Source organism: Pokkaliibacter plantistimulans (assembly GCF_003194385.1).
Lineage (GTDB): Bacteria > Pseudomonadota > Gammaproteobacteria > Pseudomonadales > Balneatricaceae > Pokkaliibacter > Pokkaliibacter plantistimulans.
In genome coordinates this window covers 1-11756 of the sequence record NZ_LAPT01000072.1, presented here as the reverse complement: position 1 = coordinate 11756, position 11756 = coordinate 1, and the positions used below count along the sequence as shown (strand labels likewise).

The window sequence follows — 11756 nt, the reverse complement described above, 5'->3', positions numbered from 1 at the left end:
TGATGGCAGGAGAGTGAACGCCTGAAACAACAACAGCGGCCAAGGCCGCTGTTGTTGTTTCAGACTTGTACGTTCACGCTCATCATTAAAGCCACGGTGCCAAAGGCCTAACAGGCTGTTGAAAAACGTTATCGAGGCAGCCGAGACAAGAAAATACCCCGAGGGCACAAGAAACAGGCGAAAAAGCGGAGTTTAGTGGACTAAATGAGCATTTGACTCGCTCCGCTCGCCCCTTCGGTGCCGTGCTAAAGCACGTTCAGCCTTTGGCTGTGAGCCTGTTTTTGACGCGGTATTCGGCAACGCAGATAGATCTCCAACAACCTGTTACAGCAGCATGGTTTTGGCCAGACGGTCGGCCACCCGATTAGTGGCCATCTGCTGCTCCCGTGCGGTGGCGAAGATTTTTGCCAGTGTCGTGGGGATGCGTTCGATGTGTGCTCTCACCCTGGTACTGCTGTAAAACTCCCCGTGCTGATAGAACACATCAATCAAACCGCCAGCGTTGAGCACATAATCCGGCGCATAGAGTATGCCGCGCTGGCGCAGCAGATCGCCATGCTCGGGGCGCAGTAGCTGATTGTTAGCAGCACCCGCAACCACCGCCGCATGTAACTCAGGCAGGGTATGGTCATTGATGCTGGCACCAAGGGCACAGGGGGTGAACACATCGACGGCGGTGCTGTGAATCTGCTCCGGTGTGCTGACATGAGCACTGAAGCGCTCTTGCGCCTGTCTGACCCGCTCGGCCAGAGGGTCGGCCACCCATAACTGCGCCCCTGCTTCATGCAGCAGGGCACACAGGCGCATACCCACATGACCCAGACCTTGCACCGCAATCTGCATCCCCTGCAAGGAGGTATCGCCAAAACGATCCTGCACAGCGGACTGTAACCCCAGAAAAACTCCATAGGCCGTGTTCGGTGACGGATCTCCGGTGCCGCGCTGCGGATCTGCCAGACCGGTCACGTGCTGCGTCTGTCGCGAGATGATACGCATGTCAGCGGCGCCCGTGCCGGCGTCTTCGGCCACGATATAGTGCCCGCCCAGATGCTCCACCGCCCGGCCAAAGGCTTCCAGCAAGGCGGGCGTCTTGTCGGTGCTGGGATGGCCGATGATCACCGATTTGCCTCCACCGAGGGGGAGTCCGGCCAGCGCCGCCTTATAGCTCATGCTTTCCGACAGACGCAGCACATCGGTCAGGGCATCGTCATCGGTGCTGTAGGCATGCATACGGCAGCCTCCCAGCGCCGGGCCAAGGCGTGAACTGTGAATAGCAATAATGGCTTTCAGCCCGGTAGCAGCGTCCTGAATAAAGCTGACGTGTTCATGCCGGGCAAAACTGGGGTGGGAAAAGATCGTCATGGTCTCTGCTCCCTCGGTGTTGTTCTCAATCACCTGACTTCAGTCACAGGTTCTGACAGGCTTGCTGATGCTACTGATCTGGCTATAAAGTCCCTGCGGCTGCTGAGCGCCAAGTTCAATACTCTGACCGCTGGCGGCGTTATCGGGCGGCAGCTTGTCCTGAACGTTGGTGTTCAGCAGGGGCAGGGGGCTTCTCTTCGCAACAAGGCAAAGCATGGCAGGGAGTACATAAATGAAAGCGCGAATGGCAAGGTGCGGGAGCGGGGAAGAGGTCGTCAGGGTATGAGTCTATGGAAGCTGATACGCCTGACAGTGCTTGTGGGGGCGCTGTTTCTGGCGCTGCAATCGACCGTCTGGAAGTCATGGCAGTTAAGCCACTGGCAACGTCCTGTCTGGGTCAATGTGCATCTGCTTAACGGTGATGGCGAGGCCAGCACCCAGCACTATATGGAGAGTCTGACCAACGCCGACTTTGCCGATATTGAAACCTTTCTCAATGAACAGGCGGCTGACTACGGCCTGCCTCTGGATCAGCCCATTCATCTGGCACTGGATAGCCAGGTGCAGGTGTTACCTCCGCCACAGCCGGAACCTGGTGCCAGTGCGCTGGCAATTATGTGGTGGAGCCTTGAGCTGCGCTGGTGGCACTGGTGGCGGGTGGATAACCGTGAGCACAGTGATGTGGATCTGTTTCTGGTGCTCTATGGGCCAGAAAATCTGCAGCGTCCACAGCATGCTTTTGGCATCGAGAAGTTATGGATGGGCGTAGTGTACGGTTATGCCAGCAAGAAACTGGGGGAGGTCAACAATGTCATTCTGGCCCATGAGTTACTGCATAACTTTGGCGCCACTGACAAATATGACCCACAGACGCTGTACCCGGTGTATCCGAGTGGTTTTGCCCATCCTGAGCAGCAACCGCTGTTGCCGCAGCGGCAGGCTGAGCTGATGGCCGGGCGTATTCCGCTAACGCCGCAGCAGGCAGAAATACCCGATGATCTGTCGCAGGTCGTGATTGGTAAAACCACCGCAGAGGAGATTGGCTGGCTGGTACCCTGAGCGCAAAATCACCACGTTCAGAGCGCGCGAGCCTGATCTGAGAATAGGGCTCAGGCTGGCAGGGTCAGCGCCTGCCAGCCTTCTGCCCCCAGCCACAGGCGTTCCAGTTCTGCTGCGATGACCGGGCGGCCCAGCAGAAAACCCTGCAACTCATCCACATGAAACGCCTGCAGAACTTTGAACTGCTCCACGGTTTCCACCCCCTCCACATTGAGTATCAGCCCCAGACTGCGAACCAGACTGACCACCGCCGAGACAATGGCGCGCTGGCGCGGGTCGCTGACGATACCGGCAATAAAGGCGCGGTCCAGTTTGACCTTGGTGACAGGCAAATCCTGCAAATAACCCAGCGACGAATACCCCGTACCAAAGTCATCAAGCGCGATGCTGATACCCAGTTCACGTAATTGCTTCAGCACCGTGACAGCCGTCTGGTGGTTGGTCAGGGCAGCCGTTTCTGTAAGCTCCAGACCCAGATAGGCCGGCGCGATGGCGAATTCGTCAATCAGACCCTGGATACGTGACAGCAGGTCCAGCTGAGAGAACTGCTGCGCGGACAGGTTGATACTGAGGGGCAGGGGACGGTCGCGATCCTGCCACCGGCGCAACTGCTGGCAGGCATGGCGCAGTACCCAGTCATCCAGCTCCGAAGACAGACCGCAGTTCTCCGCCAGCGGGATGAACTGTGCCGGGGAGATCAGCCCGCGGTCAGGGTGTTGCCAGCGCAGCAGCACCTCAGCCCCGAGCAGGCGGCCGTTGGCACAGTCGATCAGGGGCTGGAACACCAGAAAGAACTGCTCCTCGGAACGCAGCGCATCGTACAGGTCTCGTTCTAGCCGGCGGGTCTCCTGCAGGCGGGCATCCAGATCGAGGGAGTAGAAACTGTAGCAGTTCCGTCCGTTGTCTTTGGACTGATAGAGCGCCAGATCGGCCTGACGCAGCAGGCGCTGTAGCGCCTGATCCGCCGTCTGTAGCGGATCTGTGGGCTGGTAATGGACCACCCCGATACTGGCGCCGATGCGAAAGTGCTGATTGCTGAGCTGCACGGGCTGGGCGATGACATCCAGCAGCTGCTGGCAGAAGGTCTCTATGGTCTGGTCGTTTTGACGAACCAGCAACGCAAACTCATCGCCGCCGATACGGGCCACGTCGAAATACTGAGCAGGCAGTGAGCGAATGCGATCGGCGACGATCTGCAGCAGCTGATCGCCCAGACCATGGCCCTGGGTATCGTTGATGTCCTTGAAGTTATCCAGATCCAGCATCAGCAGATAAAAGCCGGAACACAGTCCCTTACTGACTTCGTCGAGGCAGCGGTTGATCTGCTGTGTCAGAGCAATACGATTGGGCAGCTGGGTCAGGGAGTCATGATGGGCCAGATGGTTAATACGCTGCTGGGCCTGTTTGCTCTGGGTAATATCGATGATGGAGCCTTCGATATACAGTGCCTTGTCACTGGCATCACGTACCAGTCGCAGATTCTGCAGTATCCACATGGTGCTGCCATCGCGACGGTATACCTCCATCTCATTACGTATCACGTCCTTATTGCTCAGCATCTGCCGTAGCAACTGCTTGCGCTGCTGGGGTTTGACGTACAGTTGATGGCTCAGGTCGGTGTAGTAACGAATGCAGGCCGCTGGCGAGTTAAAGCCGAACATGGTGGCCAGTGCAGGGTTGACGCTGAGGAAGTAACCCTTGATGGAGCTGCGAAACAAGCCTGCCACGGCGTTTTCATACAGGCCACGATATTGTTCTTCGGCGTAGCGCAGAGCTTGCTCGGCCCGCTTCTGCTGGGTGATGTCGGCTACCGTGCCAATAATGAATACCGTTTTGCCGTTAATACCACGCACGGCACGGGCATTTTGTCTTAGCCAGATAATTTTGCCGGTCGCGGTACGCATCTGACATTCAAAGGCTTCGGCGATGCCATGTTTATCGAGCAGAGATACAAACTGGTGACGATGCTCTGGATTAACGTAGAGGTCGCTGCTGACATCCTGAATCGCCCGCTGCATCCCCTCCAGATTGTCGTAGCCAAACAGCTGCAACAGTGCCTGATTGGCGAACAGGATTTTGCCGGAACGATGGGTCTGATAGATGCCATCCACCGAGTATTCCAGGATTTGCTGATACAGCTCCTGCTCATCCACCGGCATACCCAGGCAGTACAGGGTCTGGCCATCGGTACGCGGCATGATCAGCCAGCGCAGCAGCAGGTTCTGGTAATGCACCTCCGTACTGAAGATGGCCAGCGGGATATCTTTCCAGTGCTGCTGAATTACGTCAGGCAACAGCTGCTGATAATCGCAGTGCATGGTTTCGGCCAGTTGCAGCAGTGCCTGATTGGGCTGGCTCTGCTCATGTTTCAGGTCAAGACTGATACAGGGCAGCTGGCCGGGGCGAGGCTGATTCAGCGTGATCAGCAGCAGGATGGCGCCATCACCCATATACAGGCGATCCACCGTGGCCAGCAGTTGGCTGTCGCTGTCGGCAAGAGGAACGGTTTGCAGCACGGGGGTGCTGGCGGGTTGTTCAATTACCTGGGCAAGTTGCCGATACAGCGCAGTGGACTCGAATTGTGCCGGTGTGAGGCCGGTCATACGACTGATGGCCTCGTCCCAATACAACACACGTCTGGTTGAGTCAGTAACTATCAGCACGATGTTTGCTCTACTTGTCCTGAATACATATTGCAGTCTGGGCCGGATAACGGTTCACGATCTGATGAGCAGCTCTCTTTGTGTTGTCCAGTCTGCTTTGCTGCGCTCGCGATATCACAGGGCTGAACTAGACTAGTACAGCGTTGAGTATGCAGCAGCACAGGCGAAGCAAAGCGATAGAGAACAGGGTCTTGCAGCTCTGGCACGTGAACAGGTTGTCAGCCGGGCTGGGTGCTGAACATAAGCCACTTCCATTCACTTGTAGTGATTAAGCTATGTATAAAACCGGGGTTTGTCTAATTTTGCTGGTGTCCCTGGCGGCCAGAGCGGATGACGTTGTCACCATCGAAGAGCTGCAGGAGATGCCTTCGCTGGCCAGTAACGCCGGCACTCCTGCTGCGGCTTACGCCGATACCAACCACAATGCGCTATGGGATGGCGTGGAGCGGCGTATTCGGCTGGAGTGGTACGGCCCGGAGCGCACGCGACTGCGTGAGTTCATGATTGATGTGGCCAAGCTGTATCAGGCGGTGGCGGTGGCGAAGAAGCCGGATAACGAGCGGCTCGGGTATCTGGAACAGATCAATCAGCTCAGTATGTGCATGCTGAAAGACCCCAGTGTGACTCGTGACTGGCTGCTGGATAAAGTGGCCACGGTGCGGGGCTGGGTCATGACCGAGTCGGCGTTTCTTGAAGAGTATGTGCGGATCAAGAACAGTCGCGGGCCGGTCGGGGTACGGCAGGGGGATTGCGACAGCATGATCCAGTATTTCTACAGCAGCTTTAACCCCTATCCCAAGCCGCCGGTGGTCAAGCTTGATCCTGCCAATGGGTCAGGTAAGACGGAGGAACAAAAACGGCTGGAACGCGAACATCGCTACTCTTCGCCGGATGATCTTTCCAGTTTCTGAGCAGACGGTGCGCGGGATGCGGCGCAGAGTGTGAACAGATCTTAAAAAGGATCGTCCTGAGGTAACGTAGCCAGCAGGATATCCCGTGCCGTATTCACGCGCACGGCCAGCCAGTCTGATCCACCCTTGTCAGGATGCAGGCGACTGATCAGGCGCCGATGGGCGGCCACTATGTCGGCCCTGTCTGCATGGGCGGGTAAGCCAAGTACGGCCAGCGCTTCGTCTTTGCTCATCGGTTGATAGGCGGCCGGGGGAGGCGCTTCCTGCCAGGAGCCGAGCTGGCTTAGCGTCCACCACTGCTTGAGCAGGGCCAGACTGAACGGGTCCTGCTGGCAATACAGCCTGAGCTGCTGCAGCTCGGTGGGTGTCAGGCTGTTGAGGGTGCGTTGTTGTAGCGGACCGCGCAGCACCAGCCCATCGAGACCTTTGTCATCATGCTGCAGCCGAATGATACGCTGCTGCTTTTTGACATAGGTCCATAATCCCAGAGCCCGCATCAGCCAGGGCCAGGCTTTGCCAAGCCAGGGCAGCACGGCTCCAATCAGCGCAGAGAACCACGGCAGGCGCCCGATGATACCGGCGCCGATCAGTACCAGCCCCAGCAGACAGAGCAGCAGTATCTTGCGATCCATGCGACGCAGGGTGCCGAAGTGACTCCATAGCCACCATAGCAGCACGCCAGCCAGCAGCAGATAGAGAATGATCATGGTCGGGACGGCTCCTCAAGGTAAATGCAGACGCTGCTTCAGCATGTACTGACGATCTGCTCGCGTCGCTTGTCTTGTCGGACTGGCTCACAAGGTTCTGCACATGGCCACGGGAAAGTGATCTGTTTTTATATACAGTGCTTTGCCCTGCATATCAGGTAGAATGGCGTGGTTTGCAACGATAGTGCGGTTAATTTTTGTCATGGCTGATTTCAAAACTCATACCGCAGTAGCTGCTGCTGCGTGTGGGGCGTTGTCGACGGCGGCGTTGTCCGTCGGTGCGGCAACCGCAGAGGAAGCGTTGATTTTCTGGCTGGCGGGAACCCTCGGTGGGTTGCTGCCTGATATCGATTCTGACCATTCCCAGTCGATACAGCTGGTGTTCAGTATCATGGGAGCCATGTTTGCCTCCTCGCTGGTGGCTGATCAGGTGGGGGTGCTGCCGCTGTGGATGCTGTGGCTGCTGGGAATCCTCGCCTATCTGGCCGTACGCTACCCGGTACTCGCCATCTTCGCCCGCTTCACTGTTCATCGTGGCATGCTGCATTCGCTGCTGGCCAACACCCTGTTTGCCTTTATCACGGTTGCTCTGGCCCATCATTACTTCTTTCTGAGCCCCCGAACATCCTGGGGCGTCGGCACCTTCGTCTTTATCGGCGCGACCATTCACCTGCTGCTGGATGAGCTGTATAGCGTCGATTTGTCTGGTGCGCGGATAAAGAAATCCTTTGGTACGGCGCTGAAAATCACTGACTGGCAATATCCGGGGCTGACCATAGTGATGGCATTGCTGGTACTGGTCACCTTCTGGATCAGCCCCAGCCCGGCGGCCTGGCAGAGTGTGCTGCATCAGGTGGTGTGGCAGGGCCCCAGCCACTGGCCGAGCCTGACGGATCTGCATAGCCTGAAGGCCCCCGCGCAACCCGGATTATGGGAGCAGGCCAGTCAGCATCTGACTGAACTGCTGCGCTGGTGCCGCTCCTTGTGGTCCTGATCAGCGGCTCAGCGTAACTCCGCCAGAATGTGCTCGGCGCTGGTCAACTCAAAGCGGCCGGGCTCATCCACCCACGCTCTGGTGATCACGCCGTTTTCCAGCAGCAGGGCAAAGCGCTTGCAGCGTATACCCATCCCGCGTGCACTGGCGTCCTGCTGCAGTCCGAGTGCCAGGGTCAGTTCTGCCTGCCCATCAGACAGCATCTGGATGTTTCCCTCAGCGCCTAACTGCCTGCCCCAGGCGGCCATCACAAAGGCATCGTTGACAGCCATACAGGCCAGCGTGGTGATGCCTGCAGCCTGCAGGGCATCTTTGCTGGCCAGTAATCCGGGCAGATGCTGATTACTGCAGGTGGGTGTGAAGGCTCCGGGGACGCCGATCAGCAGCACTTTGCCCTGACCGAGCCATTGCAGGCTGTTGCCACTGCTGACGCCCTGCTCATCAAGGCGCCATAGGGTAGTGGAAGGAAGTGGGGTCGAGAGCATCATGCACTCCTCTGTGAGTCTGGCCGACTTATACGATTGATTGGGTGGCAAGCCGGAATGATTGTGATAGCTTCCTGTGCATTATAAAAGCGGCCATCCTCAATAAGGGGACATGGCCACCGTCATGTCCTTCCCTGCAATCTGGCTGCCACTCAGGTGGTGTGCTGTATCTGCTTGCTGATGATGAGCGATACACCACGAGTGTCGGCCTGAGGAATCATCATGTGGCAATTACAAGACCAAACAGCCAGCCAGTCTCTGCTCCATATCGGCTTACTGACCAGTGGCGGTGATGCGCCAGGTATGAATGCCGCCATCCGTGCCGTCACGCGCACCGCCATTCAGGCAGGCATCAGGGTAACCGGCATTCTGCACGGCTATATCGGCCTGCTGGAGCGTGAGTGGCAAACCCTCGACACGGCTTCGGTCGGCAACATCATCCAGCGTGGTGGAACTGTCCTGAAAACGGGGCGTAGCGAAGCGTTTCGCACCGCTGAAGGGCGAGCGCTGGCGGCCAGACATTGCCGTGAGCTGGGTCTGGATGCGCTGGTCATCATCGGCGGCGATGGCTCACTGACCGGTGCGCATTTGCTGGCCGAGGAGCACGGCATTCGTGTGATCGGCCTGCCGGGTACCATCGATAACGATATCTGGGGCAGCGATGACACGATAGGCTTCGATACCGCCGTCAATACCGCGCTGGAGGCTATCGACCGTATTCGTGATACCGCGGATGCGCTGGAGCGTCTGTTTCTGGTCGAAGTGATGGGGCGTACCAGTGGCTTTATCGCCGTGCAGGTGGCGCTGGCCGGAGGAGCCGAAGAGGTGATCACCGCAGAGCGGCCTTTTCAGGCACAGACACTGATCGACAAGCTCGATCTGGCGCGAGGACGCGGCAAGCGCAGCAGCATTGTTGTGGTTGCCGAAGGGCCAAGGCCCGGTTACAGCTACGATGTAGCCGCTCAGCTGGAGCAGGCCGGACACGCCGCCAAAGTCTGTGTGCTGGGACATATCCAGCGCGGTGGCAGACCCACAGGTCACGACCGGGTGCTGGCATCGATGCTCGGCGAGCAGGCCGTCCGCTCTCTGCTGGCCGGTGCCGACCGGGTGATGCTGGGCGTGGATCAGAACCGGGTGGTGGCGATCCCTCTGCAGCAGCTCGCCTGCCAGCGCAAAGTGCTGGACCCTCGCTATATCGATATGGTCGCCACCCTGGCAGGCTGACCGTCACCGATAGCAAAGCGCTGTGGGTGGCTCAATGCCCCGTGGCTGATGTGACACAGACCGAGACCGGATGTTAAGGAGTCATCAATGAATCGTACCTGGTGGGCTGCACTGGGACTGGCGGCCACGACGTTTTTGTGGGCGGCCAATGCTGTTGTCAGTCGTGGGCTGGTGGGGCATATGCCTCCCATCTCTCTGGCTTTCTGGCGCTGGACGCTGGCGGGCGCCATTCTCATTCCTCTGACCTGGCAGAGTATTCGCAGCCACTGGTCGCTGATCAGGCCGCAGTTGCCCTGGCTGGCATTACTGGCCGTGCTGAGCGTCGGTGCTTACAACTCCATCCTTTATATGGCCGTACAGAAAACCACGGCCATCAATACTGCCCTGATGAATACCCTGATCCCCATGACCACCATGCTGGCAGCCTGGCTGATGCTGGGAGCACGGCCGACGGCACGACAAACCGGTGGGATGCTGCTCGGTTTTGTCGGCATGATCGTCATCGTCTCCAAGGCGAACTGGCAGGTGCTGGCCAGTCTGGCGTTCAATCATGGCGACCTGCTGATGCTGGTGGCAGTCGGCTGCTGGGCACTCTATTCCGTGCTGCTGAAAAAGCGTCACCTCGGTATTCCTCCCGTTACGTTGCTGGCGGTTGTGGTGATGCTGGGCGTGCCGATGATACTGCCTTTCTATGTGTGGGAGTGGAGCCAGCAGGGAGGGTTTGCCGTTGATCTGACCAACCTCGCGGCGATTGGCTTTACCGGTGTCTTTGCTTCCATCGTGGCTTATCTGCTGTGGAACCACGGGGTTGGCATACTCGGTCCATCGGCAGCCAGTCTGTTTATCTTCCTGATGCCTGTCTTTGGCGCCTTGCTGGGCGTGACGTTACTGGGGGAGGCGTTGCTGCCCTATCACGGTATCGGTGGTGTACTGATTCTGGCTGGTCTGGTACTGGGGGTACGCAAGTAGCCGCCTGCCACAGGCATGGCGGCTTGCAGTGATGTGGGTTTTGTCTGGGGGGGAGTTAGCCGCGTAGCTTCTGAATCAGGCTGACGATCGCCAGAACGACTCCTCCAGCTATCACGCCTACCGCTGCGTTGAGCAGGGAAGGCGTAATCCAGCCTAGCACCGGGCCGACGCCTGCCAGCTGTTCGCTGTGTTCACTCAGGTGGTGCAGGGCTTCCCCCACCACCGGCACACCGTGCGTCAGGATACCGCCACCGACAATAAACATGGCTGCCGTACCGACCACCGATAGGCCTTTCATCAGATAGGGGCAGGCGCGCAGGATGCCGCGCCCGAGCCCTCGCAACAGTCCGGGCAAGGTGCCCTGACCCTCGCGGCGGCACAGATAAAGGCCGCCATCATCCAGTTTGACGATGGCGGCAACGATGCCATACACCCCCAGCGTGATCAGTACGGCAATCAGCGACAGGACAATCAGCTGATCCAGCAGGGCAGCATCGGCTACCGTTCCCAGCGTGATGGCAATGATCTCGGCAGAAAGAATGAAGTCGGTGCGGACGGCACCTTTGATCTTGGTTTGTTCAAACGCAACCATATCCGTAGTGCTGTCGTCTGCCGCCTGTTTGAGTTCTTCTTCCTGCTGGTGCTGCGCTGCGCTGTGGAACAGCGTGTGGAAGACTTTCTCGAACCCCTCAAAACAGAGAAAAGCACCGCCTACCATCAGTAATGGTGTGATAGTCCAGGGAATAAAGGCACTGATTGCCAGCGCAGCCGGAACGAGAATGACCTTGTTCAGCAGCGAACCCTTGGCCACCGCCCACACCACCGGCAGCTCGCGCTCGGCACGCACGCCGGTTACCTGCTGGGCGTTGAGAGCGAGGTCGTCACCCAGTACGCCAGTGGTTTTCTTGGCGGCCACCTTGGTCATGACGGAGACATCATCCAGCAAGGTGGCGATATCATCGATGAGTGCAATCAGGCTTGATCCTGCCATCGTTCAGTCCTTTATATCCCTGAGAAAATCAAAGGCCACAGTATAGCCGTTCATGAGCGGAGTTTAGTGTGACAGTGGCTGCAATCTGTCTGCCAGTCGAGGCTTTCAATCCGTATCGGCTGAGTAGAAACAGCAACGCCGCGAAAACGCGGCGTTGCATGACGGGCTTAACAGGCTGTTGAAAAACGTTATCGAGGCAGCCGAGACAAGGAAATACCCCGAGGGCACAAGAAACAGGCGAAAAAGCGGAGTTTAGTGAACTAAATGAGCACTTGACTCGCTTTGCTCGCCCCTTCGGGGCCGTGCTAAAGCACGTTCAGCCTTTGGCTGTGAGCCTGTTTTTGACGCGGTATTCGGCAACGCAGATAGATTTTCAACGACCTGTTAAAAC

The 11756-nt window shown here is 58.0% G+C and carries 10 protein-coding genes; 5 read left to right on the top strand and 5 right to left on the bottom strand.

The features are described 5' to 3' along the window. Nucleotides 1–324 precede the first annotated feature (324 nt). Complete coding sequence (locus WH50_RS14720; RefSeq protein ID WP_110187995.1) at nt 325–1362, bottom strand: Leu/Phe/Val dehydrogenase; 1038 nt, start codon at nt 1360–1362, stop codon at nt 325–327. On the opposite strand from WH50_RS14720, the gene WH50_RS14715 reads away from it, so the two are divergent. Next, nucleotides 1327–2421: a hypothetical protein gene (locus WH50_RS14715; protein ID WP_133251334.1), complete on the top strand. Its 1095-nt coding sequence runs from the start codon at nt 1327–1329 to the stop codon at nt 2419–2421. The genes WH50_RS14720 and WH50_RS14715 overlap by 36 nt on opposite strands. Before the next feature lie 50 nt (nt 2422–2471). Here the strand turns inward: WH50_RS14715 and WH50_RS14710 are convergent, their stop codons facing one another. Further along, nucleotides 2472–5084, bottom strand: coding sequence for a putative bifunctional diguanylate cyclase/phosphodiesterase (locus WH50_RS14710; protein WP_133251333.1), 2613 nt, complete (start codon nt 5082–5084; stop codon nt 2472–2474). 302 nt (nt 5085–5386) lie between these two features. On the opposite strand from WH50_RS14710, the gene WH50_RS14705 reads away from it, so the two are divergent. Then, the gene (locus tag WH50_RS14705) at nt 5387–5995 is read left to right on the top strand and encodes a hypothetical protein (protein WP_110187992.1); all 609 of its coding nucleotides are present in this window, start codon (nt 5387–5389) and stop codon (nt 5993–5995) included. Nucleotides 5996–6036: 41 nt separating this feature from the next. On the opposite strand, the gene WH50_RS14700 is transcribed toward WH50_RS14705, so the two are convergent. Further along, nucleotides 6037–6702: a J domain-containing protein gene (locus tag WH50_RS14700; protein ID WP_110187991.1), complete on the bottom strand. Its 666-nt coding sequence runs from the start codon at nt 6700–6702 to the stop codon at nt 6037–6039. A 202-nt stretch (nt 6703–6904) separates the two neighbouring features. Between WH50_RS14700 and WH50_RS14695 the strand changes: the two genes are divergently transcribed. Then, nucleotides 6905–7696: a metal-dependent hydrolase gene (locus tag WH50_RS14695; RefSeq protein ID WP_165838437.1), complete on the top strand. Its 792-nt coding sequence runs from the start codon at nt 6905–6907 to the stop codon at nt 7694–7696. A gap of 8 nt (nt 7697–7704) precedes the next feature. On the opposite strand, the gene WH50_RS14690 is transcribed toward WH50_RS14695, so the two are convergent. Continuing rightward, nucleotides 7705–8184, bottom strand: coding sequence for a peroxiredoxin family protein (locus WH50_RS14690; RefSeq protein ID WP_110187989.1), 480 nt, complete (start codon nt 8182–8184; stop codon nt 7705–7707). A gap of 219 nt (nt 8185–8403) precedes the next feature. Here WH50_RS14690 and pfkA point away from each other — a divergent pair, with 219 nt between their 5' ends. Both pfkA and WH50_RS14680 read left to right on the top strand, forming a co-directional pair. Then, nucleotides 8404–9405, top strand: a complete 1002-nt coding sequence (gene pfkA, locus WH50_RS14685; protein WP_110187988.1) for a 6-phosphofructokinase — start codon at nt 8404–8406, stop codon at nt 9403–9405. Nucleotides 9406–9492: 87 nt separating this feature from the next. After that, nucleotides 9493–10374, top strand: coding sequence for a DMT family transporter (locus tag WH50_RS14680; protein WP_110187987.1), 882 nt, complete (start codon nt 9493–9495; stop codon nt 10372–10374). A 55-nt stretch (nt 10375–10429) separates the two neighbouring features. Here WH50_RS14680 and WH50_RS14675 read toward each other — a convergent pair whose 3' ends face one another. Beyond that, nucleotides 10430–11365 carry a DUF808 domain-containing protein gene (locus WH50_RS14675; protein WP_110187986.1) on the bottom strand — a complete coding sequence of 312 codons (936 nt, stop codon included), beginning with the start codon at nt 11363–11365 and terminating at the stop codon, nt 10430–10432. Nucleotides 11366–11756 lie beyond the last annotated feature (391 nt).

What these genes read in the sequence shown, in the direction of transcription:
- WH50_RS14700 (WP_110187991.1), bottom strand. Translation starts at nt 6,702, where the DNA reads ATGATCATTCTCTATCTGCTGCTGGCTGGCGTGCTGCTATGGTGGCTA.
- pfkA (WP_110187988.1), top strand. Translation starts at nt 8,404, where the DNA reads ATGTGGCAATTACAAGACCAAACAGCCAGCCAGTCTCTGCTCCATATC.
- WH50_RS14715 (WP_133251334.1), top strand. Translation starts at nt 1,327, where the DNA reads ATGCCGGGCAAAACTGGGGTGGGAAAAGATCGTCATGGTCTCTGCTCC.
- WH50_RS14720 (WP_110187995.1), bottom strand. Translation starts at nt 1,362, where the DNA reads ATGACGATCTTTTCCCACCCCAGTTTTGCCCGGCATGAACACGTCAGC.
- WH50_RS14675 (WP_110187986.1), bottom strand. Translation starts at nt 11,365, where the DNA reads ATGGCAGGATCAAGCCTGATTGCACTCATCGATGATATCGCCACCTTG.
- WH50_RS14695 (WP_165838437.1), top strand. Translation starts at nt 6,905, where the DNA reads ATGGCTGATTTCAAAACTCATACCGCAGTAGCTGCTGCTGCGTGTGGG.
- WH50_RS14680 (WP_110187987.1), top strand. Translation starts at nt 9,493, where the DNA reads ATGAATCGTACCTGGTGGGCTGCACTGGGACTGGCGGCCACGACGTTT.
- WH50_RS14690 (WP_110187989.1), bottom strand. Translation starts at nt 8,184, where the DNA reads ATGATGCTCTCGACCCCACTTCCTTCCACTACCCTATGGCGCCTTGAT.